This window comes from Streptomyces murinus (assembly GCF_002154555.1).
In the GTDB taxonomy this organism is placed as follows: Bacteria; Actinomycetota; Actinomycetes; order Streptomycetales; family Streptomycetaceae; genus Streptomyces; species Streptomyces murinus.
The window spans coordinates 1-24,746 of sequence record NZ_MUNF01000147.1 but is presented as its reverse complement, the minus strand read 5'-3'; the positions used below and the strand labels follow the sequence as shown (position 1 = coordinate 24,746).

25 protein-coding genes are annotated in these 24,746 nt (G+C 71.3%); 12 read left to right on the top strand and 13 right to left on the bottom strand.

What is annotated here, in order from left to right; all coding sequences use genetic code 11:
- Positions 1 to 195: 195 nt before the first annotated feature.
- A complete protein-coding gene (locus CCN72_RS11420) occupies positions 196 to 2,196 on the top strand; it encodes an ATP-binding cassette domain-containing protein (protein WP_086807419.1) in 2,001 nt (666 codons plus the stop codon).
- A gap of 168 nt (positions 2,197 to 2,364) precedes the next feature.
- Positions 2,365 to 3,903, top strand: coding sequence for an MFS transporter (locus CCN72_RS11415; RefSeq protein ID WP_086807418.1), 1,539 nt, complete (start codon positions 2,365 to 2,367; stop codon positions 3,901 to 3,903).
- 95 nt (positions 3,904 to 3,998) lie between these two features.
- Here the strand turns inward: CCN72_RS11415 and CCN72_RS11410 are convergent, their stop codons facing one another.
- Positions 3,999 to 4,505, bottom strand: coding sequence for a MarR family winged helix-turn-helix transcriptional regulator (locus CCN72_RS11410; protein WP_086807417.1), 507 nt, complete (start codon positions 4,503 to 4,505; stop codon positions 3,999 to 4,001).
- Between the two features lie 131 nt (positions 4,506 to 4,636).
- Between CCN72_RS11410 and CCN72_RS11405 the strand changes: the two genes are divergently transcribed.
- A complete protein-coding gene (locus CCN72_RS11405; protein ID WP_086807416.1) occupies positions 4,637 to 5,854 on the top strand; it encodes an FAD-dependent monooxygenase in 1,218 nt (405 codons plus the stop codon).
- A 427-nt stretch (positions 5,855 to 6,281) separates the two neighbouring features.
- Here the strand turns inward: CCN72_RS11405 and CCN72_RS41780 are convergent, their stop codons facing one another.
- Positions 6,282 to 6,359: a 50S ribosomal protein bL37 gene (locus CCN72_RS41780; RefSeq protein WP_466384113.1), complete on the bottom strand. Its 78-nt coding sequence runs from the start codon at positions 6,357 to 6,359 to the stop codon at positions 6,282 to 6,284.
- A gap of 54 nt (positions 6,360 to 6,413) precedes the next feature.
- Positions 6,414 to 6,584 carry a hypothetical protein gene (locus CCN72_RS39585; RefSeq protein ID WP_164932471.1) on the bottom strand — a complete coding sequence of 57 codons (171 nt, stop codon included), beginning with the start codon at positions 6,582 to 6,584 and terminating at the stop codon, positions 6,414 to 6,416.
- Between the two features lie 274 nt (positions 6,585 to 6,858).
- On the opposite strand from CCN72_RS39585, the gene CCN72_RS11400 reads away from it, so the two are divergent.
- Positions 6,859 to 8,085: a cytochrome P450 gene (locus tag CCN72_RS11400; RefSeq protein ID WP_086807415.1), complete on the top strand. Its 1,227-nt coding sequence runs from the start codon at positions 6,859 to 6,861 to the stop codon at positions 8,083 to 8,085.
- Positions 8,086 to 8,130: 45 nt separating this feature from the next.
- Here the strand turns inward: CCN72_RS11400 and CCN72_RS11395 are convergent, their stop codons facing one another.
- Complete coding sequence (locus CCN72_RS11395; RefSeq protein ID WP_086807414.1) at positions 8,131 to 8,613, bottom strand: hypothetical protein; 483 nt, start codon at positions 8,611 to 8,613, stop codon at positions 8,131 to 8,133.
- Between the two features lie 247 nt (positions 8,614 to 8,860).
- Here CCN72_RS11395 and CCN72_RS11390 point away from each other — a divergent pair, with 247 nt between their 5' ends.
- Complete coding sequence (locus tag CCN72_RS11390) at positions 8,861 to 11,311, top strand: SpoIIE family protein phosphatase (RefSeq protein WP_244174193.1); 2,451 nt, start codon at positions 8,861 to 8,863, stop codon at positions 11,309 to 11,311.
- Here CCN72_RS11390 and CCN72_RS11385 read toward each other — a convergent pair.
- Positions 11,308 to 11,934: a TetR/AcrR family transcriptional regulator gene (locus CCN72_RS11385; RefSeq protein ID WP_086807413.1), complete on the bottom strand. Its 627-nt coding sequence runs from the start codon at positions 11,932 to 11,934 to the stop codon at positions 11,308 to 11,310. The two genes, CCN72_RS11390 and CCN72_RS11385, sit on opposite strands and share 4 nt — an antisense overlap.
- 131 nt (positions 11,935 to 12,065) lie before the next feature.
- Between CCN72_RS11385 and CCN72_RS11380 the strand changes: the two genes are divergently transcribed.
- On the top strand, positions 12,066 to 12,731 hold the full coding sequence (locus CCN72_RS11380; RefSeq protein WP_143664082.1) for a hypothetical protein: 666 nt from the start codon (positions 12,066 to 12,068) through the stop codon (positions 12,729 to 12,731).
- 150 nt (positions 12,732 to 12,881) lie between these two features.
- On the opposite strand, the gene CCN72_RS11375 is transcribed toward CCN72_RS11380, so the two are convergent.
- A complete protein-coding gene (locus CCN72_RS11375) occupies positions 12,882 to 13,490 on the bottom strand; it encodes a TetR/AcrR family transcriptional regulator (protein ID WP_086807411.1) in 609 nt (202 codons plus the stop codon).
- Between the two features lie 122 nt (positions 13,491 to 13,612).
- Here CCN72_RS11375 and CCN72_RS11370 point away from each other — a divergent pair, with 122 nt between their 5' ends.
- Entirely contained in the window at positions 13,613 to 14,038 is a 426-nt protein-coding gene (locus CCN72_RS11370; RefSeq protein WP_086807410.1) for a nuclear transport factor 2 family protein, read from the top strand.
- Positions 14,035 to 14,964, top strand: a complete 930-nt coding sequence (locus CCN72_RS11365; protein WP_086807409.1) for an NmrA family NAD(P)-binding protein — start codon at positions 14,035 to 14,037, stop codon at positions 14,962 to 14,964. Before CCN72_RS11370 ends, CCN72_RS11365 begins: the two co-directional genes overlap by 4 nt.
- Here the strand turns inward: CCN72_RS11365 and CCN72_RS11360 are convergent.
- Positions 14,906 to 15,541, bottom strand: coding sequence for a TetR/AcrR family transcriptional regulator (locus CCN72_RS11360; protein ID WP_086807408.1), 636 nt, complete (start codon positions 15,539 to 15,541; stop codon positions 14,906 to 14,908). The two genes, CCN72_RS11365 and CCN72_RS11360, sit on opposite strands and share 59 nt — an antisense overlap.
- A 115-nt stretch (positions 15,542 to 15,656) precedes the next feature.
- Between CCN72_RS11360 and CCN72_RS11355 the strand changes: the two genes are divergently transcribed.
- Entirely contained in the window at positions 15,657 to 16,115 is a 459-nt protein-coding gene (locus tag CCN72_RS11355; protein WP_086807407.1) for a cupin domain-containing protein, read from the top strand.
- 55 nt (positions 16,116 to 16,170) lie between these two features.
- On the opposite strand, the gene CCN72_RS11350 is transcribed toward CCN72_RS11355, so the two are convergent.
- Both CCN72_RS11350 and CCN72_RS39955 read right to left on the bottom strand, forming a co-directional pair.
- Complete coding sequence (locus CCN72_RS11350; protein WP_244174192.1) at positions 16,171 to 16,938, bottom strand: alpha/beta fold hydrolase; 768 nt, start codon at positions 16,936 to 16,938, stop codon at positions 16,171 to 16,173.
- Positions 16,939 to 17,190: 252 nt separating this feature from the next.
- On the bottom strand, positions 17,191 to 17,340 hold the full coding sequence (locus CCN72_RS39955) for a hypothetical protein (RefSeq protein WP_208637974.1): 150 nt from the start codon (positions 17,338 to 17,340) through the stop codon (positions 17,191 to 17,193).
- A gap of 191 nt (positions 17,341 to 17,531) precedes the next feature.
- On the opposite strand from CCN72_RS39955, the gene CCN72_RS11345 reads away from it, so the two are divergent.
- Both CCN72_RS11345 and gvpJ read left to right on the top strand, forming a co-directional pair.
- Complete coding sequence (locus CCN72_RS11345) at positions 17,532 to 18,269, top strand: DUF4097 family beta strand repeat-containing protein (RefSeq protein WP_244174191.1); 738 nt, start codon at positions 17,532 to 17,534, stop codon at positions 18,267 to 18,269.
- A 227-nt stretch (positions 18,270 to 18,496) separates the two neighbouring features.
- On the top strand, positions 18,497 to 18,868 hold the full coding sequence (gene gvpJ / locus CCN72_RS11340) for a gas vesicle protein GvpJ (protein WP_086807421.1): 372 nt from the start codon (positions 18,497 to 18,499) through the stop codon (positions 18,866 to 18,868).
- 24 nt (positions 18,869 to 18,892) lie between these two features.
- Here the strand turns inward: gvpJ and CCN72_RS11335 are convergent, their stop codons facing one another.
- The 3 genes from CCN72_RS11335 to CCN72_RS11325 all read right to left on the bottom strand — a co-directional run bounded on the left by CCN72_RS11335 (position 18,893) and on the right by CCN72_RS11325 (position 23,391).
- On the bottom strand, positions 18,893 to 20,344 hold the full coding sequence (locus tag CCN72_RS11335) for a pyridoxal phosphate-dependent decarboxylase family protein (protein ID WP_086807420.1): 1,452 nt from the start codon (positions 20,342 to 20,344) through the stop codon (positions 18,893 to 18,895).
- 208 nt (positions 20,345 to 20,552) lie between these two features.
- Complete coding sequence (locus tag CCN72_RS11330) at positions 20,553 to 21,803, bottom strand: NAD(P)/FAD-dependent oxidoreductase (protein WP_086807404.1); 1,251 nt, start codon at positions 21,801 to 21,803, stop codon at positions 20,553 to 20,555.
- Positions 21,804 to 21,870: 67 nt separating this feature from the next.
- The gene (locus CCN72_RS11325; RefSeq protein WP_086807403.1) at positions 21,871 to 23,391 is read right to left on the bottom strand and encodes a DUF1254 domain-containing protein; all 1,521 of its coding nucleotides are present in this window, start codon (positions 23,389 to 23,391) and stop codon (positions 21,871 to 21,873) included.
- Positions 23,392 to 23,690: 299 nt separating this feature from the next.
- Between CCN72_RS11325 and CCN72_RS11320 the strand changes: the two genes are divergently transcribed.
- Entirely contained in the window at positions 23,691 to 24,257 is a 567-nt protein-coding gene (locus CCN72_RS11320) for a fasciclin domain-containing protein (RefSeq protein WP_244174190.1), read from the top strand.
- A gap of 1 nt (position 24,258) precedes the next feature.
- On the opposite strand, the gene CCN72_RS11315 is transcribed toward CCN72_RS11320, so the two are convergent.
- Positions 24,259 to 24,746 (bottom strand): cation:proton antiporter domain-containing protein (locus tag CCN72_RS11315; protein WP_341868871.1); only part of this gene is annotated, 488 nt, incomplete at its 5' end.

Here is a 24,746-nt window from a genome sequence, read left to right as displayed (position 1 = left end):
CCCGGCCGGTCACTCCTTCACCCTGCGCCTGGTGCCCATCACAGCGCCCAAGCAGGGCTGAACCCCCGAAGCACCGTTCCGAGTACACCCCCGGGAAAAATCCCGACGCACCACCACCCAACGGCGCTATCTTCCGCATGCTCACCCACGCCCGTCATACCGGGCACGGAACTGGGTCACCTCGGGAGGCGCCCTGTGAAGAGGTTCTTCGGACCGGTGAAGATGGCGGAGCCACTGGTCTCCGACGCCGAGTCGGAGCTGTTCGGCGGACCGCTGCGCTATGACCTGGGCTGGTCCCAGCACGAGCACGCGGGGCTGGACCTGACCATGATGTCCGCGCTGCGCTCGATGCCCGCGCTCGTCGGCGCCACGCTGCGCATGGCGTGGCAGGCCGACCGGCGCGCGCTGCTCGCCGTGGCGGTCAGTGAGATCGGCCAGGGCGTCGCCGCCGCCGTGAGTCTGCTCGCCGTCAACGCCGTCATGCACGCCCTGCTCGCCGGAAGCGGCACCGCCGCCCAGCGCCTGCACGCGCTGTTACCCGGTCTGCTCGCCGCGGCCGCCGTCGCCGTCGTCAACTCCGCCCTCTCCGCCTGGTCCACCTCTCGCGCGGGACGCCTGGAGCCGAAGGTCGAGCGGATCGCCATCGCCCAGTACCTGGCCGCCGCCGTCGCCGTCGAACTGGAGGCCATCGACGACCCCGACTTCCGGCGGCTCGTCGATGTCGCCGAGCACGGCCCCAGCGCCGCCCGCCGCATGATCGGTGCCTGCGTCGCCGCGCTGAACGGACTCATCTCCCTGGTCACCACCGCCGGCGTCCTCACCGTGCTGCACCCGGTCCTGCTGCCCATGCTGATCCTCATCGCCGCCCCGCGCGGATGGGGCGCCATGCGCGTGGCCCAGGAGCGATACGTATCGGTGATGAGCTGGATCGAGCATGTACGAGCCGGCCGCCTCATCGGCAATCTGCTCACCGAGCGCACCGCCGCCCAGGAAGTACGCCTCCACGCCGTCGGCGCCTTCCTCCTCAGCCGCTACCAGCGCATGGCCGAGAGCGCCGAGGCGGAGCAGGAACGCCTCGCCTCCAGCAAGGCCCTGACCGAATGGGTCGCCTCCGCGCTGTCGGGCCTGGCCGTGGCCGCCACCTACGGGACCATGTTCTGGCTGATCACGGCCGGTCATATGAGCCTCGCCATCGCCGGCACCGCCGTGATCGCGGTGCGCACCGGATCGGCGAGTCTGGGCGCGCTGGTCATGAACGTCAACCAGCTGCACGAGGAATCGCTCTACGTCCGCGACCACGGCCGGTTCCTGACCCAGGCCGCGCGGCGCGTCATCCCCTCGGGCGGCGAGCCGGTACCCGAGCAGGTCGAGGAGGTCGTCCTGGACCGGGTCACCTACCGCTACCCCGACCGTGACACGGCCGCCCTGGACCGGGTGTCGCTGACCCTGCCGATGGGCTCGGTCACCGCCGTGGTGGGCGAGAACGGCTCCGGCAAGAGCACGCTGATGAAGATCCTCTCAGGGCTGCTGCTGCCCCAGAGCGGCACCCTGCGCTGGGGCCCGGCGGACATCACCGGGCTCGACCGCTCACAGGTCTTCGAACGCGTCTCGCTGCTCACCCAGGACTTCCAGCGCTGGCCGGTGACCGCGGCGATGAACATCCGGCTCGGCAGGCCCGCCCACGCCGTCACACCGGAGGGCCTTGGACCGTCGGTCGACTACGCCGGCGCGGGCCCCGTCATCGCCAAGCTCCCCGACGGCCTGCGCAGCCTGCTGGCCCGGATGTTCCGCGGCGCCATCGAACTGTCCGGCGGCGAGTGGCAGAAGGTGGGCCTGGCCCGTACGCACTGGCGCAGCTCGACCTCGCAGGCGGACGGTGTCCTCATCGTCGACGAGCCCACCTCCGCGCTCGACCCCGAAGCCGAGATCGAAGCCTTCGACCGCATCCGCCGCCTCGCCGCCCCGAACCGGGCCGTCGTCCTGGTCACCCACCGCATGTCCGGGGTCCGGCACGCCGACCGGATCTACGTCCTCAACGCGGGGCGCCTCGTCGAACAGGGCACGCACGACGAACTCATCGCCGCACAGGGCCGGTACGCCGCCATGTTCGACGCCCAGGCCGCCCAGTACGCACCCACACCCGGCATCCCGAATCCCGCCGCACCCACCGCACCCCCCGTCGCGGACCCCGCATGACCCGTCCGACCCGTCCGAGTCGTACAAGGTCCGTCCGGTCGTACGCCTGGAGGGGCCGTACGCCCGAGGGGACCGTACGCCCGGACGGACGTCCCAGCGCGCGCACCGCGTGCGGCGGGCACAGGATTCGGTGGGTGATCCTGCCGACGGCGAAGGGCTGACTGCCGCGTGAGTGATGCGACGTCCGACGGGTCCACCGGCCGGCCCGGGGACACCAGGCTGCCGAAGTCCGTCGTGGAGCTGCCCCGACAGGTACGGGAAGAGCTGACCCGGCGGCTGCGCCGTAACAAACGGGCCTTCCGCGAGGACGACATCCAGATCGTCGAGGGCCCCCTGCTCCGGCGCGCGGTCGGCGCCTCCGCGCTGGGCAACTGCATGGAGTGGTTCGACTTCGGCATCTACAGCTACCTGGCCGCGATCATCGGCAAGGTGTTCTTCCCGTCCGCCTCACCGACCGCCCAGCTGATCTCCTCGTTCGCGACGTTCGCCGCCGCCTTCGTGGTGCGACCGCTCGGCGGGCTCGTCTTCGGACCGCTCGGGGACCGGGTCGGCCGGCAGAAGGTGCTGGCCACCACCATGATCATGATGGCGGCCGGCACCTTCTCCATCGGCCTGATCCCGAGCTACACGACCATCGGTGTCGCGGCTCCGGTGCTGCTGCTGATCGCCCGGATGGTGCAGGGCTTCTCGACCGGGGGCGAGTACGGCGGGGCCTCCACGTTCGTCTCCGAGTACGCGCCGGACCGCCGCCGGGGCTTCTTGTCCAGCTGGCTCGACTTCGGCACCTTCGTCGGCTACGCGCTCGGTTCCGCCCTGGTCACCGTGCTGAACCTGACCCTGAGCGACGCCGCGATGCTCTCCTGGGGCTGGCGGGTGCCGTTCCTGATCGCCGGTCCGCTCGGCGCGATCGGCCTCTACATCCGGCTCAGGCTGGAGGAGTCCCCGGCCTTCCAGCAGCAGCTGGACGAGCACGAGAAGAGCCTCGCCCAGGCCTCGGTGGGCGGCGAGTTCAAGGACATCATCGGCAGACACTGGCGTGAGCTGCTGCTGTGCATGGGCATCGTGCTGCTCTACAACGTCACCAACTACATGGTGACCGGGTTCATGCCGACCTATCTGACCGAGGACCTGCACCACTCCCCCACCTTCGCCGACCTGCTGGTCCTCATCGGCATGCTGTGGATCGTGCTGCTGATCACGTTCATCGGCCGGCTCAGCGACCGCGTCGGCCGGCGCCCGGTCTACGCGGTGAGCGCGGCCGCCATGATCGTCCTCGCGGTCCCGTCGTTCCTGCTGCTCATGAGCGGGGGGACCTGGCTGCCGCTGCTCGGGATGCTGATCCTCGCCACCCTGCTGGCATGCTTCGCGGCGCCCAGCGCGGCCACCCTGCCCGCCCTGTTCCCGACGGCGGTGCGCTATGCCGCCATGGGCATCGGCTTCAATGTCGCGGTGGCCGCGTTCGGCGGTACGACACCGCTGGTCACCGAGGCGCTGGTCAATCTCACCGGCGACAATCTGGCACCCGCGTACTACCTGATGCTCGCCGGGGCCATCGGTCTGATCACGGTGCGGTTCCTCCCGGAGAGCGCCCAGATGCCGCTGAACGGATCACGGCCGATGGTCGGCTCCCGGCAGGAGGAACAGGAACTGATCAGCACCTCAAAGGACCTGTACCTGCTGGCGGAGGGCGGTCCGCGCGCGGTCTAGTACGGCAACGGCCTTTGTCGTGACGGTCGGGCAGGTGGTTCGTCGGGCGGGTGAACTGAGAGGGAGGGGACCCACCGCTCCGCTCAAGCGGAGGTTCAGTCCTCGTCCTCCAGCCGGGCCAGCCGGGCCGTCACGTCGTCGGTGAGCCGGGTCAGCAGGCGGGCGAGGTCGTCGCGGTCCCGCGGGGCCCAGTCGGCGAGCGCGTCGGTGAACCAGCCGAAGAGCGAGGTCACGTACCGGTCGGCCGCCTCCCGGCCGGCCTCGGTGGGTTCGACGAGGCTGGCGCGTCGGTCGTGGGGGTCCGCGACGCGCTGTACCAGACCGCGCTTCTCCAGTGCCTGGACCTGGCGGGTGATGTGCGGGCCGACGACCTGCATGCGTTCGGCGATCTCGCCGATCCGCAGCGCCCCGTCGGCCGTGCGCAGGCAGAGCAGGACGCCGATCGCGGGCCGGTCGAGGGTGAGACCGGCCGCCTCGGCGGCCCGCTCGACGAGGCGGCCCTTGCTGAAGGCGGCGCTGAGCTGGGTAATCCGGGGCAACACGGCGAGCAGATCGGAGTGGGGAGTCTCCGGTCCGGACACCCCGGGGGACTCGGGGGTCATGACACCTCCATTTGCATACCTGAGTTAGTTATCTATATTGGTGGGGACGGTTCGCGCCGGCCACTGCCGCACGACCTCTAAAAGGATACCTAAGGTAGGCATCCTCCTTCCATCGAAAGGACTGATCCGCCATGCCCCACGCCTCCCGCCCGGTACGCCGCGTCCTGATCTCCGGGGCGAGCATCGCCGGCCCCGCGCTCGCCCACTGGCTCGACCACTACGGCTTCGAGGTCACCGTCGTGGAAAAGGCCCCGACCGTGCGCGGCGGCGGCTACGCCATCGACATACGCGGCACCGCACGCGAGGCCGTGGACCGCATGGGCCTGCTGCCGCGGCTGAGGGCAGCGCACGTCGACACCCAGCGCATCACGTTCATCGACGCGGCGGGTGAGACGGTCGGCTCGCTCGCGCCCGAGCAGATGACCGGCGGCGCGGCCGGCCTCGACCTGGAGGTCCGGCGCGGCGACCTGGCCGACGCGCTGTACACGCCGCTGCGCGACCGGGTCGAGTTCCTCTTCGAGGACTCCATCGCCACGCTGGACGACGACGGCGACGCCGTGCACGTCGTGTTCGACAGCGGCGCCCACCGCAGCTTCGACCTGGTCATCGGGGCGGACGGACTGCATTCGAACACACGCAGGCTGGTGTTCGGCCCCGAGGAGCCCTTCCACCGCTACCTCGGGCACGTCTTCGCGGGATTCACTTTGCCGAACGAGTTCGGGCTCATGCACGAGGCCGCGATCTGGAACGAGCCGGGCCGCAGCGCGGTGCTGTACGCCCACGAGCCGTCGGACCGCTTGCACGGCTTCCTCACCTTCACCCGCGAGACGCCCCCCTTCGAGGCGTTCCGCGACCCGCGGGCGCAGCGCGACCTGGCGGCGGACCGCTTCCCGGAGCAGGTGTGGCACCTGCCGCGCCTGGTGACGGCGATGCGGGAGGCCGACGACCTGTTCTTCGACATCGTCAGCCAGATCCACCTGCCCACGTGGTCGCACGGCCGGGTGGCACTGGCCGGTGACGCCGCGCACGCCACCTCGTTCCTGTCCGGGCAGGGGTCGAGCGTCGCGCTGGTGGGCGCTTACATCCTGGCCGGCGAGCTGGCCACGCACGCCGGCCACCAGGAGGCCTTCGCCGCGTACGAGCGCCGGTTGCGACCCTTCGCGGAGCGCAACCAGGCACTGGCCACCGGCGGCGGCACCGTGGTCACGCCCACCACGCGCGAGCAACTGGAGGCCCGCAACACGCTGGTGCGGGACCCCAGGTCGGCGGCGCGGGCCCTGGTGACCTCAGGCGCGGAGGAGGGGCGTGCGGCGCACTCCGGGCTGGTGCTGCCCGACTACGGCGGCTGACCGGCGTCCGGCCCGCGGGGCGCGCCGAGTCGGCGGTCGGTGTCCCGTGTGCGGAACGCGTCGACGATGGCGGGTCCGGTGCCCAGCGGCCGGCGGTCGGTCATCACCCGACCATCGCGGTGCGGCTCGCTACTGAACGCCTCCGCCCTGACCCGGCCGTCCCGGCCGCCAACGGTCCGAAGCCACGCCCGGCCGCCGCGCGTCGCGCCCTCGGGCCCGGCCGCGCCGCACCCGGACGAGTGACCGCTCGGCCGCGGACCCGGCCCTGGACGCCTTGAGCCCGGCCCGGGTCGATACCGGCCACACCGAGCGCCCACTATCTGGAGCGGATGCTCGGCACAGAACCTGACAGCACCATGGCGCCCCCCGACCGGGAGGGCGGCGCCTCGCCGTTTCCGAGGACCGTGCGCACGCGCGCCTCGGTCTCTCAGGACTGGGGGCGTTTGCCGTGATTGGCGGCGTGGTTGCGGCGTGCCTTCTTCTTACGGCGTCTCTTCGAGGACATGCAAGCCTCCTGGAGGGTGAGTATCGGTGCGAGCGGGCGTATGAACGGTGACCGTCAGTCCTCCTCGCGCTCCATCTCCGCCTGCTCCTCCTTCACATCCCGCCGGTCCTCACGGGTGCGCTCGGCGAGTTCCGCCTCGTCGGGCCGGCGCGGCATACCGCGGCCGTGACCGGTGTCCGGGTTTCCTTCGACCTGCTCATTGGACTTGTGGTGATGGTGCGACATGGGATCCTCCTCGGACGAGTACCCCGGGGTCGTGCCACGCCCGGACGTGATCGCATGGCGGCTCCTGCTCCTGGACGGCGCGCGCCGGCGATCCACGAGGGCGCTGTTCCGAGGGTCCGTACTCACTGAACCCCGCCGGGCATGCCGCCGCAAACGGAAGAAGGCGCCGACCGCTCGTCCAGACACTCGGTGCCACCACTTGGCGCCCGGCCTCCTTGACCGGCTGCCGGCACGGCTTGTGTCATAGGCCGGTCACCGGATCCGAGGGAGCCCCATGTCCACCGCGCAGGTGCCCGACATCCTCTCGCCCGCGTTCGCCGCAGACCCCTACCCGGCGTACCGCCTGATGCGCGACACCGCGCCCCTCATCTGGCACGAGGCCACGCGGAGTTACCTCATCTCGCGCTACGCAGACGTCGAGCGCGTCTTCAAGGACAGGAACGGCGAGTTCACCACCGACAACTACGACTGGCAGATCGAGCCCGTGCACGGCAGGACGATCCTCCAGCTCGACGGCCGCGAGCACGCCGTGCGGCGCGCCCTGGTCGCCCCGGCCTTCCGCGGCTCCGACCTCCGGGAGAAGTTCCTCCCGGTCATCGAGCGCAACTCCCGCGAACTGATCGACGCCTTCCGGCACTCCGGCGCCGCCGACCTGGTCGACGACTACGCCACCCGCTTCCCGGTCAACGTGATCGCCGACATGCTGGGCCTCGACAAGGCGGACCACGCACGCTTCCACCGCTGGTACACGTCCGTCATCGCCTTCCTCGGCAACCTCTCGGGCGACCCCGAGGTGGCCGCGGCGGGCGAGCGGACCCGTGTCGAGTTCGCCGCGTACATGCTGCCGGTCATCCGGGAACGCCGCGAGAACCCGGGTGATGACCTGCTGTCCACGCTCTGCGCCGCGGAGGTCGACGGGGTGCGGATGAGCGACGAGGACATCAAGGCGTTCTGCAGCCTGCTGCTCGCGGCCGGCGGCGAGACCACCGACAAGGCGGTGGCCGGTATCTTCGCGAACCTGCTGCGCCACCCTGACCAGTTCGCCGCCGTCCGCGCGGACCGGGATCTGATCCCGCGGGCCTTCGCCGAGACGCTGCGATACACCCCACCCGTGCATATGATCATGCGGCAGTCCGCGACCGAGGTGACGCTCAGCGGCGGCACCATTCCCGCGGGTGCCACCGTCACCTGCCTGATCGGCGCCGCCAACCGCGACGAGAGCCGCTTCCGCGACCCCGACCGCTTCGACATCTTCCGCGACGACCTGACCACCGCGACCGCCTTCTCCGCCGCGGCCGACCACGTCGCCTTCGCGCGCGGCCGGCACTTCTGCGTGGGCGCGCTGCTAGCCAAGGCGGAGATCGAGACCGGTGTCGGCCAACTACTGGACGCCATGCCCGACATGCGCCTCGCGGACGGCTTCGAGCCGGTCGAGGAGGGCGTCTTCACCCGCGGACCGCGGCGCCTGCCGGTGCGGTTCACGCCCGTGCCGGCCACCTGACCGGCACCGCAGGCCGCAGCCGACCGGCGGCCTGCCCGCGGCCGGTCACTCGGCCTGGGAGCGCCGTTGCCGCTCGTACTCGTCCCAGTCGGCCGGTGGATACGTCGCCTGCGGGGCGGCGAGGGCCACATCGACCGCGATGGAGATCTCCGCGTCGAAGAAGCCGAGGTCCCGGATCATCTCCATGGCCTGTACGGTCGCTTCGCCGAGCGGACGGGCCATGCGATCCGCACCGGAGGGGAAGCCCACCGGGTACATCCGCGCCGTCACGAGCTCGTGCTCGGCCCGCTCGTCCATGCCGAGGGCGGAGTAGCCTGCGGCCAGGGCGACCCGGGTGAGCGCCTGGGACATGGCCCCGGACATGAGCGTGACGCCGTAGAGCGTCTGTGTGGGGCCGCCTGCCGTGGCATCCGCGCGCGATGCCCGATCGCACCGCTGCTCCAGGCGTTTGCGGTCCGCCTCCAGCAGCGAATGCGCCTCCTCCAGCGCACGGCCGAACCGCGTCAGCTCGGTCAGGTCAAGGGACATCTCGTTTCCTTCCCGTCAACTGGAGCGACTCTATGGGTGGTTGCGGTGCGCGCGGGAGCTGTCACGCATAGTCGGCCTGATGTGGTCACAGGGGCGCCCGCCCCCGGCGCCCGGACCTGTGCGGGATGCCGATCGTCGAGCCGCCTTCTGCGCGGTCCCCGACCGCGCGAGCGGCCCGTTCGTCTGCCACCCTGAACGTAGCTGACGAACGGGCGACGCCGGCCTCCTCCAGAACGGGAGGGTTGCCATGACCACTGCGGGCGCGGGACAGAGCGGCGACATACCGGCGACACCGCGGGCCGTGATCCTCCTGGACGCCGACGGGACGATCACCGAGTGGAGCCCGGAGGCGGAGCGGCTCCTCGGCCACCGGTCCCAGGAGATGGTGGGCCGGCCGCTGTCGTCGCTGCTCGTCCGCCCGGACCCCGCCGAGGGGCCGGGCCTCCCGCACGCCCCGCCGGGCTGTGGCGGCTGCCGGGTACGCCTGCGCGACCGGACCGGACATCCCGTCGAGGTCGAATGGTGGATGTGTCCCCGCCCGGCCGTCGAGGGCCCGGAGACATGGACCGTCTTCCTCACCCCCACCCGCGACACGTACCCGTGCGAGTTCGACCGGGCGATCCTCGACGCGCTGCTGACCGAGTCACCGGTCGGGCTGCACGTCCTGGACACCGATCTGCGTCTGATGCGTTTCAACGTCGCCTCGCCCGGGATGCGCGGCGTGCCCGCCGAGGGCGTGGTCGGCAGACCGGCCCGGGAGGTCGCGCCGACCGTGGTGACCGACACGGCCGAGCGCCTGATGCGGGAGGTCCTGAGCACGGGCGAGCCCGTCATCGACTTCGTCCAGCCCGGGTATCCGCCCGCCGACCCCCACGACGAACACATGTTCTCCCTGTCGGCCTTCCGGCTGTGCAACCCCGCGGGAGCACCCCTCGGCGTGGCGACCTTGGCCATCGACATCACCGAGCGCCATCGGTACCGGGCCCGTCTCGAACTCCTCAACGACGCCAGCATGCGCATCGGTACGACCCTCGGCCTGGCTCGTACCGCGGAGGAACTGGCCGAGACCGCGGTGGGCCGCGTGGCCGACGCCATCAGCGTGGACGTGCTCGACTCCGTGTATCGGGGCGAGGCACCCGAGCCCGGCCCGGTACCCCCCGAGATGACCTTCCGGCGCACGGCGTTCCGCACGACCGGGGCCGCCGGACTTCAGCCCGCCTACGCCATCGACGAGAAGGCCTCCTACCGCTTTCCCACACCGCTCACCCAGTGCCTGGCCGATCTGCGGCCCCGGCTGATCCGGAAGGTCGAGGACGGCGCATGGCTGGCGCACGATCAGCTCCGCGCCGACCGCATACACGCCGGGCGGGTGCACTCGATGATGGTCGTCCCGCTGGCCGCCCGCGGGGTCGTGCTCGGCGTGGCCACCTTCTACCGTTCCGTGACCTCCGCGCCGTTCGACGACGGCGATCTGACCATCGCCAAAGAGCTCGCCGCGTACACCGCCCTGGGCCTGGACAACGCCCGCCGCTACACGCGCGAGCACACCTCCGCCCTCGTCCTCCAGAACAGCCTGCTGCCGGGCCGGCTGCCCGTCCAGAATGCCGTCGAGGCGGCGTTCAGCTATCTGCCGGGGCACGCGGGCGGCCCGTGGTACGACGTCATCCCACTGTCCGGCGCGCGGACCGCGCTGGTGGTCGGCAACGTGGCGGGGCACGGCATGCGCGCCGTGGCGGGCATGGGCCGGCTGCGCGCCGCGATCCACAGCCTGGCCGCCCTGGACCTGGCCCCCGACGAGGTCCTCGCGCACCTGGGCGACCTGGTGCTCGAACTCGCCGCAGAGGGCCACCCGGCCACCGCCAATGACCCGCTGGAGGTCCAGCCCACCTCCGCCACCTGCGCCTACGCGGTCTACGACCCGGTGAACCGGCGCCTGGTCGTGGCCCGCGCCGGCCATCCCGCGCCGCTGCTCGCGCTCCCCGACGGGCATGTGGTGCCCGCCGACGCGCCGTCCGGACCGCCGCTGGGTTCCGACGGACCGTCCTTCGAGACATGGGAGACGGAGCTGCCGGAGGGCAGCCTGATCGCCCTGTACACCGAGGGGCTCGTCGGCGGGGCGCCGGAGGACAGCGCGAACGTCGCCCGGCTGCGCCGTGTCCTCGCCCAGCAGCACACGTCCGTACGGGAGGCGTGCGACGCGGTGATCTACGGGCAGCTGTCCGGACGGACCGAGGACAACGTCGTACTCCTCCTCGCCCGGACCCGCGTCCTGCACGACGACCAGGTGGCGTCCTGGACCTTCCCCAGCGATCCGGCGATCGTGGCCACCGCCCGCACCCTGGCCGAGCGGCAGCTCGCCAGTTGGGGGCTGTCCGACCTCGTGTTCACGACGGAGATGATCGTCAGCGAGCTGGTCACCAACGCCATCCGGTACGCGCCGGGCATCATTCAGGTACGGCTGATCCGGGATCGCTCGCTGATCTGCGAGGTCACCGACTGCAACAGCGCGGCCCCGCATGTGCGGCACCCCCGGACCACCGACGAGGGCGGCCGCGGACTGCTTCTGGTCGCCCAGCTCACCGACCGCTGGGGCACCCGCCGCACCCGCCGCGGCAAGACCATCTGGACCGAACAGGCACTGCCCCCGGCCGCGGCCGACACCCCGCCTGCCGCCCCGGACACCGGACAGGCGTCCTAGCCGAGCGCGGCGAAGCCCGTGCAGAGCAGGCGGACGCTTCGGCTGAACTTCTCGTCGTCGCTCAGCCGAGGGATCAAGTCGCCCATGAGCAGGGGGAATCGCTCGCACAGGTCGGCGTAGAGCTCGGCGGTGACGGCCGGTGGGGCGGTCGGCTGGTTCTGTTCCTGGAGTACGAAGCCGGTGACATGGCTGAGCAGGGTGTCGGCGGCGATCCCGCAGTGGGCGGCGGGCAGTCCGCCGTCGAGCAGGGTCCGCAGCAGGCGTTCCATCAGGGAGAACGCGCCGGTGCTGAGCATGCCGGGGCTCTCGGCGAGGAGTTGGGCGCCCCCGGGGTGCTCCTTGATCTCCGCGCGCAGGGCGGTGGCCTGGGCTTCGACGCGGTCCTGCCAGGTGGTGGCGGACGGAAGGGCAGCCAGGGCGGTGGTGCCCGCGTCATAGGCGCGGCGGCAGACCCGGTCGGCCATCAGGGCGAGCAGTTCCTCTTTGCCGCGTACGTGGTAATAGAGGCTGCCGGCGTGGGCGTCCACGCGGTCGGCGACCTGACGCATGGACAGGTTCTGGTAGCCGACCTCGGCGAAGACGGCCATCCCCGCGTCGACGATGCGCTCCTTGGTGAGCTTCATGAGTTCACCGTACAGCGTTTTCCAACATCGTTCGAAAACCGTGTTAGTTTTGCGTCGTCAAATTTTCGAACGGCGTTTGAAACGCCGAAGTCCGGGGGGAAGTGGCAGACATGGGGGCGATCGTCTTCAACGTGACCACGGCCGCACTGATGGTCATGATGGTCAACTGCGGTCTCGGGGTGGTCGGCCGGGACACCCTGCGCGGGCGGCCGATCCCCTGGGCGGCGGCCGCCCTGACCGCGATCGCCGTCGGCGGCGTCCTGCTCCAGCTGGTCTGGTCCGGCGCCATGGACGCGCTGGACGCGGACCCCGCCAGGTCCGGCTGGTGGCGCGAGTTCACCTCGGTGTTCATGCAGAACGGCGGCCTCCTCGGCGCCGCGTGGAACCTCGTCACCCTGGCCGTCGTCGCCGCGCTCGCCCAGTGGTACTGGGGCGGCCCGCTGACCCTCGGCTTCTTCCTCGCCGGCATCGTGCTGCCCGGCCGCATCGACACCCTGCTCGGCTTCGGCGACGGCCCCAGCACCGACCCCCGGAACTTCGCCGGCAGCTCCGGCGCCACCTACTTCCTCGGCGCCACCCTCGCCCTGGCCTTCCTCACCCGCACCCGCCTCCCCAAGGAACTCGCCCTGGCGATCGGCGTCCCGGCACTGGGCCTTGCGATGTGGCTCACCCAGGACAACGGCCACGGCCTGGTCTCCGTCTACGGCTTCGCCCTCGGCGGAGCGGCCTGGGCGGTCCGCACCCGGCGGCGCGACGGCAGCGCGAACGCGGACCACTCCCCGGAACGCGCCCGGTGACCAGCCCCGGACCACGCCGACGCCGCCGAGTGGCATAGCGGGTCCCGAGTCATCAACTCTCGGTGTTCCGCGGCCCGATGGAGAGGCTCTTGAGAGGAGCGGGCAGTTTCCCACGGTGCTTTGACTCGCACCGACTTGCCCGCCCCTCCATCACTCCCCTGCGGCCACTCCTTGCGATGGGTCACAGGCCAGCAACCGGGCGGTGAAGTCCGCCAGTTGCGCCCGCATCTTCTCCCGCGGTACGCGCTCCTCTCCGGCCAGGTGCTCCACAAGGTCGGCTCGCGTCGCGGCGAGCAGGGCGTGGGCGGTGAAGTCGCTGTCGGGCAGGCCGGGGATCTGCTCCAGTACGGCTTGGAGCAGGCCGTGCCACCGCCCGTAGTGCTCCGCCCGGTACGGGCTGCCGCTCCCGCCCTCCTCCAGGGCCAGCGCGAGGCGCCGGTTGTCGAGTTTGAAACACAGGACGGCGTCAAGCAGCGCGGGTACACGGTCCCGCGGTGCGGCCGTGGGCCCCAGCGGCGGCGGTCCGGCCTCGACCGCCTCCCTGATCGGTTCGAGCCGTACCTCGTACAGCGCGCGAAGCAGCCCGGCGCGATCGCCGAACGCCCGGAAGATCGTGCCCTTGCCGACGCCGGCCGCCGCCGCGACATCGGCCATCGTGACGTCCTCGGGGCTGCCGCAGCGGGTGAAGAGGTCGTCAGCGGCCGCCAGCACCGCCTCCCGGTTACGGGCGGCGTCCTTGCGGGACCTGCGCTCCGTCATGCCACTCCTTCGTCCATGCCGCTCCTCCTCATCCAGGCCGCCCCCTCGTTTGCAAAGCGGACCCGCGGTCCGTATCGTCGAAACGGACCCACAGTCCGGATTCTACGAGCTGGAGGACACCCATGTCCGCACCGACTTCCCCGGCGGAGCTGTACCGCCACAGCCTGCGACTACTGCTCGACAAGGACATTCCCGCCTGGGTGGCGCTGTGGGCCGAGGACGGCCTCATGGAGTTCCCCTTCGCCCCCGACGGCTGGCCCCGGCGCCTGGACGGCAAGGAGGCCATCGCCGCCTATATGCGCCCCTATCCCGACCACATCGATCTGCACGACTTCCCCGACCTGCGGATCCATCGGACCACCGAGCCGGAGACGATCGTGGTCGAGATGCGCGGCGTCGGCCGCATGGTGGAGACCGACGCCCCCTTCGACATGACGTACATCGCCGTCGTGACCGTTCGGGACGGGCGGTTCACCTCCTACCGTGACTACTGGAACCCCCTCGCCGTCCAGCAGTCCGGCACCGACTTCACCGGGAGCAACCGATGAGCACCACCGGCACCACCCTGGTCATCGGCGCCACCGGCACCACCGGCAGCCGAACCGCCGCGCAGCTGACGGCCGCGGGCCATCGCGTCAGGGCCGCCGCCCGTCGGGCCACCCCGGTCGCGGGCGCCGAGCCGGTCGCCTTCGACTGGTACGACCCCGACACCCACGCGACCGCCCTCGACGGAGTCGACCGCGTCTACCTCATCCCGCCACTGGGAGAGTCCGACCCCGCGGCGATCATGCTGCCGTTCCTTAGGCAGGCCCGCGCCGCGGGTGTGCGCCGCGCGGTCCTGCTGAGCTCCTCGGCGATCCCCGAAGGCGGCCCGGCGGTGGGATCGGTGCACCGGGCGCTGCCCGGCCTGTTCGGCCAATGGGCGGTTCTACGGCCCTCATGGTTCATGCAGAACTTCACCGGCGCGCACGCGCACAGCCGGAGCATCCGCGACGAAGGCGCCATCTGGACCGCCACAGGAGCCGGCCGGGTCGGCTTCATCGACGCCGAGGACATCGCGGCCGTAGCCGTCCGCGCCCTGACCGACGAACGGGCCCCCGACACCGATCTCGTCCTCACCGGACCCGAGGCACTGAGCTACGACGACATCGCCACCACCCTCACCGAGGTCACCGGGCGGCCGGTGACCCATCGCCGCCTGTCCTACGAGCAGATGCGCGACCGGCTCACGGCGCAACTGCCGAGGGAGTTCGCCGCGATACTGGCCGGCATGGACCGCGCCATCGCCGAAGGCGCTGAGGACCGCACCACCGACACGGTCCAGCGCCTCACGGGCCGGCCTCCGCGCACCTTCCGGGCCCTCCTTGAGCGGGAGATGCGCCTCGGCGCCATCGGTGCGGCATCCCGACGGGGCGTCAGCGAGACGGCTTCGTCACCGGATCCTTCGTCACCGGATCCAGGGCGGCGCGAGTGAGGGACGTCGCGGTCGCCACCACACTGGCGATGGCGTCCTCCGGGTCCAGACCGTACAGATCGGTGAGGTTGAAGAGCGCCTCGGCGCTGACCACCACGGCGAGGCCGCGTTTCAGTTGCTCCAGCGCGGCGGGATCGATCGTCTCGGCCTGCGGGGCCAGCGCGTGGTCGATCAGCCCGAAGCGCAGACCGGGACGGGCGGACCGTTCGGGGCGGGCGATGGTTCCGGCGATCATGGCGCGGACCACGCCCTGCCGGGCCAGTACGTGGCGCAGCAGGAACTCGGTCGCGGCGGCGACGCGTTCCACCGGATCCGTGGAGTGCTCGACACCGGTGAGCGCCTCGCCCGGACCGGGGAGCTGGCCGGCGACGGCCTCCTGGAGGAGGCTGACCAGATCGGGGAAGTAACGGTAGGCCGTGGCCTCGGACACGAGGGCCGACGCGGCGATCTCGGTCATCGTCACGTCGCGTCCGGTGCGGCTCAGTTCGGCCGCGGCCTGCACGATCGCCCGCCGGGTACGCAGCTTCTGGTTCGCGCGGCCGGTCATACCGGAAGCCGGCGAGGTCTGCGGGGACATGGATCCACCTTTCGGTCCGCGGCGGGGAGGCGTCTTTTCCTACGATCAAGACTTGCATCATACGATGCGACCAGCCTACTTTCATGCGAGGTAACTCTCATGAAGGAGTCTGGCCATGAACAGCGTCGCGATCATCCCCCCTGACGGCGGCGAGGTGATCGAGTTGGGACCGGCGAGAGTACGCATCCTGGAGGACGGCGGCACGACCGCGCACCGTCTCGGAATCGGGGAGATCACCCTCGCCCCGCACAGCGCCGGCCCGCCCCAGCACCGCCACGCCGAACACGACGAGGGTTTCTACGTGGTCTCCGGCACGGCCCGTTTCACCGTGGGCCACGACGAGCACGAGGCGCCCCCCGGAACGCTGGTGATGGTCCCGCCGGGCGTACCGCACACCTTCGCCAACCCGGGCGACGAACCGCTGGTGATGGTCAACACCTTCACGCCCGACCTGTATGTGCAGTACTTCCGGGACCTGCGCGACGCGACGACCCGGGACGGGGAGCCGACGGGTCCGGCCACGGTACGGGTCATGGCCCGTTACGCGACCACGCCGGCCACGGAGTACGACTGAGCCGGTGTTCGTGCGGGGACACCGACCGGGCGTCCCCGCACGAACGAGGTCGGCCTCAGGCCGCGGACGGCGCGTTCACCACGGTGTCGGCGAAGTCGCCGATGGCCCCGAGCGTGCGCCCCAGCTGCTCGATGTGCGGGAAGTGCCCGGCGTCGGGGATGGGCGTGAAGTGGCCGTTGGGGAAGGACTTGGCGTAGCCGCGACCGTAGGTCGTGGAGGCGATGCCGTCCTGCTCGCCCCAGACGACCAGCACCGGCACGTCGACACGGTGCAGGCGCCCGCGCAGCTTCGGGTCGTACGAGAACTCCTCGCCCCCGTAGACCGCCAGGGTCCGCTGGTTGGCGGCCCCCTGCGCCCGCTGCTCGTCGGTGAAGGAGGAGAAGTCGGGGCGGAAGGCCGGGTTGGCGAACGACAGTTGAGCGAGCTCGGCCGACGCCAGGGTGCGGACGTCGATGACCGCGTTCTTCTTCTGCACCGCGTGGATGCCCACCGCGTTGAGCAAGGTGAGACTGCCTATGCGGCCCCTGGTGTCACGCAGGGCCATCTCGGAGGCGATCCAGCCGCCGATCGAACTGCCGATCACCATGACCTCGCTCAGACCGAGGACGTCGAGCAGGTCCAGATAGGCGAAGGCGAGATCGGCCGGCGAGTCGACCCACTCCGGACGAGGCGTCCCCTGGAAGCCCGGGTGCGTCGGAACGACGGTGTACGCGTGCTCGGTCAGCGCCTCGGCCAGCCCGGTCATCGTCCGGGGGCCCGCACCACCGTGCAGCAGCAGGAACCCCCGTCCCTCGGCACTGCTTCCGCGCTCTTCGATGGTCACGGGGAGACCTCCGGGGAGGTCGACGGTACGGGTGTTGCTGGTCGAAACAGGGGAGGTCATTGGTGCACCCTTCGTGAGAACTGACTCTCACGAATATAGGTTGGTCGCATCATTCATGCAAGTGAACTCTCATGACGAGGGGGCGCCTCCGCGTCGAGTACACACTTCTCCCCTACGAATCCGAGTGAGTGGGTGAGCCCGGCCGACACCGATCGGTGGCCGTGGGTTCCCCGCAAACGCGCGCCGGAAACGTCAACCGCCGCATGCGGCGGCAGGATGGGCACGGTCGCGGGTCACCGGCCACACCTCGGCCTCCGCCGAAGCCACCATCGCCGACGAGTCGGGGCGGGACGCGGCCCCCTCGGTCGCGCAGACGATGATCAGCGCGTCGATCGGCCTCAAGCATCAGGCTGCTTCTGGTGCGCCGGAGGAGTTCCCGGACCACGTGCCGGACCCCGTGATCGGTGTGCACGAAACCGGCTCCGCCCGGGCACCCGCACCCCATGACGTCTTCGTGGAGCAGGCCGAGCCGTTCGAACTCCGGGCGCACGTCCCGTCATCGTGGTCCCCTGGCCCGGGCCGGGTGTGCGCTGGTGTCGCTCCTCGCGTTGACGGCCTGCGGCCACGGCGGTGATCGGGCGGTGCCGGGGGCCGTGCCCGGCGAACGCGGAGGAACTTTCCAGAAGGCCGCTCTCGCGGACGGCAGCCGACTCGTCATCACCACGCAGGGCGGCGTGCGGGTCGTCGGCACGGACGACGGCAGCGTGTCGGTGGACGGCACGACGCTCGCCCGCTGGGACGGGGACGGCAGCACGCACACCCTCGACCTGCCCTGCGACCAGGGCGACGACCGGGCCAGGGACAACTGCGGTGGGATGCCCCTGATCCGGGTGCCCAGCGGTGTCACGCTCACCGTGCGGGCCCACGACGCCGGGATCGATGTGAGCGATGTGCGGGGCGAGTTGAGCCTCAGCACGGTCAACGGCGATGTCACCGTGCGGGATTCGGGCACGAAGGGGGCCCGTCAGCACCTGGTGACCCGTAACGGTTCCGTCCGGGCGACCGGCCTGGCGGCGCGCGAGGTGGGGGCCGAGACGGTCAACGGTGACGTCGACCTGCTGTGCACGACCTCGCCCGACGCGCTCGAGGGTGTGACCCGGAACGGCTCCGTGCACATGACCCTTCCGGCGGGCGCGCCGCCGTACGCGACCGACGCGAGTACCGTCAACGGCCGCTCCACCGTGGACATTCCGGCCGCCGGCTCCGCCGACCACCGGCACCGGCTGACTCTGCGCACCGTCAACGGCGACACCGAGGTCCACCGGGGGTGACCCGCGCAGCCGTCATCCGCCCGTTCGCGCCCACGCGGGACGCCGGCCGGGGCAACGGCTGGATTCCGCCGCTTCAGGTGTCATCGCCGTGCCGGTCGGCTCGTACACGCGTTTGACCGCAGGGGGTCGGGTCACACGGATCGGGCAGCCTTCGTCGCTGCCGGGCGCGGTGTCGACGGGATCGTTCGGGACTGAGGGACAAACTGAGGGACAAGGGGTTGGTCGTGATGACCGTGGCGACGCGGGGTGGTGGCGGTGGCGGCTCCAGTGGCCTCTACGACGTGCTGGAGCTGATTCTCGACCGTGGGCTGGTGATCGACGCGTTCGTGCGGGTCTCCCTCGTCGGTATCGAGATCCTCAAGATCGACATCCGGGTCGTGGTCGCCAGCGTCGACACGTATCTGCGCTTTGCCGAGGCGTGCAACCGCCTGGACCTGGAATCGGGGCCGCGGAAGCCGGCCGGGCTCACCGAACTCCCCGGGCAGCTCAAGGGATCCGGCGGGCACGGTATGGCCAAGGGCGTCCTGTCCGGTGCCGCGGAGGCGATGTCGGACGCCATCCACCAGGCGCGGGGCGAGGGCCGGTCCCGGCGCGGATGACGCGTGGGGGTGCCGTACCGCGGATCAGATGCGGAAGAGCGAACCCACGAACTCCGTCAGCATCCGCTCCTTCAGCCGGGGCGGCAGCGCGTCCAGCAGGGCCAGTACCGGGGCCGTCCGGGTCGGCAGGCCCTGTGCGCCGTCCAGCCCGGCGAAGGCCAGGAATCCCGCCACGTCCTCGGGAGTGAGGGTGTCGGGGTCGAGCGTGGCGGCCAGTTCGGCAAGTGCCGGGTCCACGGTGACCGGCTCGCACGCGCGCGCCGCCGTCAGTGACTCGGCCAGGTCGGCGAGCAGTGGTTCGACCCGGTCGCTGGTCGCCGGGGTCAGTGTCAGGTGCAGGTTCGGCGGGAGGCCGTCGCAGGAGAGCTGCGGCTGGAGGTACCAGCCACGCTCCCGCATCTCGTCCGCCAGATGCAGCACGAGTCCCAGATCGGGCGTGCCGGCCGAGCTGTGCACGGTGAACGCGATCAGGCTGCCCGCAGGGTCGCCGAGCACCCGGATGCCGTCCAACGACCGCAGACCGGGCAGCAGTTGGTCGGCGGCCAGGGCCACACAGCGGGCCAGGGCGGTGTATCCGTCGTGGCCGAGGTGGTGCAGCACCGCCCATGCCTGTGCCAGCAGCCCACCGGACTTGGTGCCCTGCACCGTGGGGTTGACCACCGGATAGCCGGGCCAGCCCGCGTACGCGAAGTACTGGTGGCGGCGCAGTTCGGCGTCCCGGTACAGGACGACCGAGGCGCCCTTGTGGGCGTAGCCGTACTTGTGCAGGTCCACCGAGATCGAGGTGACGCCCGGGACCGAGAGGCCGAACGGTTCGATCGGAAGGCCCGCGCGGGCGAGGAACGGCAGGAACCAGCCGCCTATGCACGCGTCGACATGGCACAGCACGCCCCGCGCCTCGGCGGCCGCGGCGATCTCGGCCACGGGGTCGAGCACCCCGTGCGCGTACGACGGTGCCGACGCGACCACCAGGGCGGTCCGTTCGGTGATCGCGTTCGCGACGGCCCGGGCGTCGGCGCGGAAGGTCAGCGGGTCGACCGGGACCACCACCGGCTCCAGCCCCAGATAGTGGGCCGCCTTGTGGAAGGCCGCGTGGGCCGTCGACGGCAGCACCAGCTGCGACCGGGTCACTCCGCGCACGGAACGGGCATGGTCCCGGGCGGCCTTGACGGCGAGCAGGATCGACTCGGTGCCGCCGCTGGTGAAGCTGCCCTGCGCGCCGGGCACTCCCAGGATCGCGGAGACCGCGCCCACCACGTCGTTCTCCAGCTGGGCCACGCTCGGGAAGACCGTCGGGTCCAGGCCGTTGACCGTGGCGAACACGCCGTACGCGGCTTCGGTCAGCTCGTCCACGTCGGGCAGCCCCGCGTCGTAGACGTACGCGAACGTCCGGCCGCCCCGGGTCGGCGCGTCCGCCGCGCGCAAGTTGCGCAGTTCGGCGAGCAGTTGCGCGGCCGGACGGCCCGGGGGCAGCACGGAGGCGGGGCGTACGGCGGAGACGGTCGGCTCGGTGGGCTCGGCGGCGGACTCACGGGGCACGGTCAGTTCCTGTCTGTCTCGGGCACGAGGGCCGTTTCCGTGCGCGCAAGGGCGTGGGAAGCGCGGCGCAGCGTCAGGGGTATCGCCAATTCCCCGCCCGCACAAGGTGATCGGCACGGTGACGTCCCGCGGAGCCGCGTCGCGCTCACTTTCCGCCGAGGTCCTCCAGCACCTCCCGGGCCGCCCGTGCGCCGGAGGCGAGGGCGCCCTGGACGGAACCCGTTCCCCGATGATCCCCGCAGACGTAACGCCCCTTGCCGGTACGGCACGTTCGGGTCAGCGGCCAGGGCGGCGGCATGGCGGGCAGCGCGTCCTCGATGGTGCGCGCGACCAGCAGGTCCCAGCCGGTGGTGTCGGTGCCGTACATCTCGGCCAGGGCCGTGACCACGGCCGAGCGCCCGGGCTCGGTGTCGTCGCCCGGCACCGAGGTGGCGACGAGGGCGCTGCCGCGCGGCGCGTACTCGGGCGCGACCTCGCTGAGGACGCAGGTGTTCAGCACGCGGCGGCGGGTGTCGACCAGCAGGACGGGCTGGCGCAGGGGGGAGCGTGGGGCGACGTGGTAGTACGTGGTGACCGTGCGCTGGGCGGGCACGTCGAGGCCGGGCAGCATCCGGGCGGCGGCACCGGCGCCGGTCGCCACGACGACGGCACGCGCCGGCAGTTCCGTACCGTCCGCCGTGAGTACGGCACCGTCGGCGAGCCCGGACACGGGGGCGCCGAGCCGTACGGTGCCCTCGGGCAGGGCCGCGGCCAGGGCGCGGGGGACGGACTGCACGCCGAAGGCCGGCAGGCACAGGGCGCCGCGCAGCATGCTGCGCCACACGAGGTGGAACACCCGGCTGGACGTCTCCAGCGTGTCCTCCAGGAAGACCCCGGAGAGGAACGGCCGGAAGAAGTCCTCCACGAACGGTTCGGAGAAGCCCGCGTCGGCCAGTGCGGTGCGGGTGGTGTACTCGGGTGCGTGCTTGATGGTCCGGGCCGGGGCGAGCGCGTCGCGGGCGCCGAGCGCGGCCAGCGCCGCCAGGTCGCGCGGCCGGGCGAACCGCCCGGAGAGCAGCGAGGCCACCGCGTCGGGGCGGCGGCGCGGGTCGGCCAGCAGCACCCGCCGGTCACCGGTGTGCACCAGGACGCCCGGCAGGAAGGGGCGCGGGTCGACGAACCGCGCGGGCAGGCGGCGGCGCAGCTGCGGATAGGCGGGGTTGACGACCTGGAAACCGCGGTCCACCGTGAAGCCGTCCACGCGGTCCGTCCGCATCCGGCCGCCCGCCGCGTCGTCCGCCTCCAGCACGGTGACGCCGAGCCCGGCGGCGGCCAGGTCGCGGGCACAGGCCAGCCCGGCGAGCCCGGCGCCCACCACGACGACGTCCGCTGCCACGGTCGCGTCCACCACGGCCATCACCTCTCCTCGCTCCAGGCGCGTCGGCGGGCGGCGGGGCGCCGCGATGCGGTGGTGGTACGAGCGGTCAGGCGACGCGGGTCAGGGGAGGGCATTGCCAGGTCGCGTCGATCACCGCCGGGCTGGGCCGGTACATGCGCAGGGCCACGAACCAGGTGCCGTCCGCCGCGGTGGGCAGCCAGTTGGCTTCCTTGTCCTCCTCGGGCCGTTCGCGCTGGAGGTGAAGGGTCAGTCCGCCGTCCGCGTCCCGCCGCAAGCCGGCGCTGCGGTCGCCCACCGAGTAGCGGTCGGCCGGGTTGGGGACGAGGTTCATGTCCTCCCCGTAGGCGGTCAGTGACCAGAAGGCGTCCACCGGGGGCAACGCGTGGCCGGGGAAACGCAGTTCGTACCGGCCGCCGGACTCCAGCTTGTCGCCGTTCGCGTCCTCGAAGTTGAGCAGGTAGACCGCTTCGGCGGGGTCGTTGGCGGCGACGCCGATCAGCGACTGATCGGCGGCACGTTTGAGGAAGTCGTCGCCGAAGCGTCCCATCTCTGGCGGCGGATAGCGCCAGCCGTGGACGAGTTCGGCCCAATCGCCGCTGAGGATCTGCTGCTTGAGCAGTGGCACACCGACGGCGGCGGCCCGCGCCAGGCTTCGTCTGACGGCCTCCGGCTGGGCCTCGACGTCGAGGCCGGGGCCGATGCCGATCTGGGCGAACTGCTGGAGCAGGACCCGGTGACGGGAGGGCGGAGGGTTCTCGGCCAGCATCAGATTGAGGGTCTTCCAGGGCCCCAGCGGATCCTCCTCCGCAGGGACGGGCACCAGGACGTCACGGCTCTCGGGGACCTCCGCGTCCTTCTTGCCGAACAGGCTGAGCGGGGTGAGCCGGTACTGCTCCTGGAGTTCCCGGACGCGGGGCACGTCGTCCGGGCCGTCCACCAGAGTGCGGCCGAGGATGAGCACCCAGGGGCTCGGCGCTTTCTTCACGTGCCGTACTCCAGCGGGGAGTTTGCCCTTCCAGCCCGGGCCGACGAGGGCGAAGTCGCCCGCGTCGGAACCGGTGGTGCGCTGACCGACGTAGTCGAAGTTGTCGGAGGTGATCCCCACCAGTTCGAAGGTGAAGTACCGGTCGCCCATGTCCGGATGGGACAGGATGACCGGCTCGTTGCCCAGATGCACCCAGGCCGTCGAATACAGGGTGTCGTTGTTGGGGCATCCGCCGTCGCGGTACGTCGCGTCCAGCAGGCGTTCGGCATGCCAGAAGTGGTTGACGGGCGCGTACGGGATCGTGGCCGCATTCCGTGGCCGCGTCACCCAGTCGTGCCTCAGCCGGGCGTTGTAGATGTACGGGAACCCGTAGACGAACGCCTGCTCGCCGAGCGTGTAGGCGTACTCACCGCGCCAGTCGCCCATGCGGCCCGTCAGGATCGGTTTCACCGCGTGACCGAGCGCGGGGACGATCTCGGGCAGGTGGCGTGCGCGGTCGATCGTGGCCCTCGGGTGGAGGGCCGCGTGTCCGGCGGCCCGTGCCACCGTGACGGCCGCGCCGGCGACGTCCTCGGGGATCCGCCGCCAGGCGGGGCTCTGGCTCTGTGATGGTTCGGACATGTCGACACCACTTCGCTCAACCGTATGAAGTACCCGGTCACGGGCCCCTTGTCGCTCCTCCCCCGACGACCATTCTGCGCCGCGTCGCCGGGCGCCGCAGCCGGGCTTCGAGATGCGCTCACCCGCACCCGCTGGATACGCTCGCTGGGCAGCCGGGGAATGGCCGAGGGCCGTGGCGCGGCAGCCGCCCACCCCGTGCGCGGAATCGAGGATTCGCGCGGAAACGAGGATTTCCGCGGTCCCAGCCTCAGCAGTGTTCACGCCTCCACGGGAAGAGGGTTGCCATGAGGTTCACCGGCATGCGTACAGCGAAGGCCACCGCGGCGGCTCTGGTCGCCGTACCGCTCGCGCTCGGAAGTATGGCGCAGCAGGCCCAGGCACGGGCCGCGTCGCCCAGCCCGTCGGGGACGTTCGGTCCCGGATGTCCGGCGGTCTCCCAGAAGATCGACACGGTCAAGGACAAGGTCACCGAGGCCGCCGCCGCGTATCCGCAGCTCAGCCAGCTGGTCTCGGCCGCGGTCAGGGCGCGCCTGAACGGCACTCTCGACAGTAAGTCCCACATCACCGTCTTCGCCCCCAGTGACCAGGCGTTCCAGAAGGTGACCGCGTCGCAGCTCACCTCGCTGCTCAAGAACCAGGGGCAGCTGAAGAAGGTGCTGACCTACCACGTCGTGGACAAGCAGATCACGCCGGACGAACTCTCCCACGGCTCCTTCACGACGGTGGAAGGCAGCAAGCTGACCACGTCGGGCTCGGGCACCGACTTCAAGGTCAACGGGAAGGCGAGCATCGTCTGCGGCAACATCAAGGCCGCGAACGCCACCATCTACGTCATCGACGCGGTGCTCCAGCCCCCGTCGTCCTGACTCACGGGCGGCGGTTTCTGCGCGGGGCGACCCGGGCGGACTCGGGAACGGGGGTTCCCTCGCGCAGTTTCCCGCCCGCGGTCGTGGCCTTCTCGTGCCAGTCGCCGTACCGGTCGGCGAGGGCGACGGCGGTGACACCGTGCAGCAGCACGCTCAGGCCGACGGTGACCGCCACGACCCTCGCCATCAACTCGACTCCCTGGACGTGCTCTTCCTCAAGGAGCAGCAGTCCGAGCACGACGGATGCCAGACCACGGGGTCCGAACCATCCGATGTAGGCGACCGTGGGGCCTCGCAGCCCGCTGCCGGCGAGCGCGAGGGCCACGGGCACCATGCGGACGACGGTGAGGCTGAGAATCGCATAGCCGACGATGCGCCAGCTCAGGTGCTCCAGTGTCGGGCCGAGCAGTACGGCGCCGAAGACCAGCAGGCTGAGTGAGGCGAGGAGTTCGCCGAGGTGCTCGGTGAAATGGGCGGCGGGGTCGGGGG

Excerpts from the sequence above, each read along its gene's own strand:
- CCN72_RS11355 (WP_086807407.1), top strand. The coding sequence starts at position 15,657 with ATGAACAGCGTCGCGATCATCCCCCCTGACGGCGGCGAGGTGATCGAG.
- CCN72_RS11370 (WP_086807410.1), top strand. The coding sequence starts at position 13,613 with ATGTCCGCACCGACTTCCCCGGCGGAGCTGTACCGCCACAGCCTGCGA.
- CCN72_RS39585 (WP_164932471.1), bottom strand. The coding sequence starts at position 6,584 with ATGTCGCACCATCACCACAAGTCCAATGAGCAGGTCGAAGGAAACCCG.
- CCN72_RS11375 (WP_086807411.1), bottom strand. The coding sequence starts at position 13,490 with ATGACGGAGCGCAGGTCCCGCAAGGACGCCGCCCGTAACCGGGAGGCG.
- CCN72_RS11325 (WP_086807403.1), bottom strand. The coding sequence starts at position 23,391 with ATGTCCGAACCATCACAGAGCCAGAGCCCCGCCTGGCGGCGGATCCCC.
- CCN72_RS11405 (WP_086807416.1), top strand. The coding sequence starts at position 4,637 with ATGCCCCACGCCTCCCGCCCGGTACGCCGCGTCCTGATCTCCGGGGCG.
- CCN72_RS41780 (WP_466384113.1), bottom strand. The coding sequence starts at position 6,359 with ATGTCCTCGAAGAGACGCCGTAAGAAGAAGGCACGCCGCAACCACGCC.
- CCN72_RS11320 (WP_244174190.1), top strand. The coding sequence starts at position 23,691 with ATGCGTACAGCGAAGGCCACCGCGGCGGCTCTGGTCGCCGTACCGCTC.
- CCN72_RS11330 (WP_086807404.1), bottom strand. The coding sequence starts at position 21,803 with ATGGCCGTGGTGGACGCGACCGTGGCAGCGGACGTCGTCGTGGTGGGC.
- CCN72_RS11395 (WP_086807414.1), bottom strand. The coding sequence starts at position 8,613 with ATGTCCCTTGACCTGACCGAGCTGACGCGGTTCGGCCGTGCGCTGGAG.
- CCN72_RS11400 (WP_086807415.1), top strand. The coding sequence starts at position 6,859 with ATGTCCACCGCGCAGGTGCCCGACATCCTCTCGCCCGCGTTCGCCGCA.
- gvpJ (WP_086807421.1), top strand. The coding sequence starts at position 18,497 with ATGACCGTGGCGACGCGGGGTGGTGGCGGTGGCGGCTCCAGTGGCCTC.
- CCN72_RS11365 (WP_086807409.1), top strand. The coding sequence starts at position 14,035 with ATGAGCACCACCGGCACCACCCTGGTCATCGGCGCCACCGGCACCACC.
- CCN72_RS11385 (WP_086807413.1), bottom strand. The coding sequence starts at position 11,934 with ATGAAGCTCACCAAGGAGCGCATCGTCGACGCGGGGATGGCCGTCTTC.
- CCN72_RS11390 (WP_244174193.1), top strand. The coding sequence starts at position 8,861 with ATGACCACTGCGGGCGCGGGACAGAGCGGCGACATACCGGCGACACCG.
- CCN72_RS11410 (WP_086807417.1), bottom strand. The coding sequence starts at position 4,505 with ATGACCCCCGAGTCCCCCGGGGTGTCCGGACCGGAGACTCCCCACTCC.
- CCN72_RS11360 (WP_086807408.1), bottom strand. The coding sequence starts at position 15,541 with ATGTCCCCGCAGACCTCGCCGGCTTCCGGTATGACCGGCCGCGCGAAC.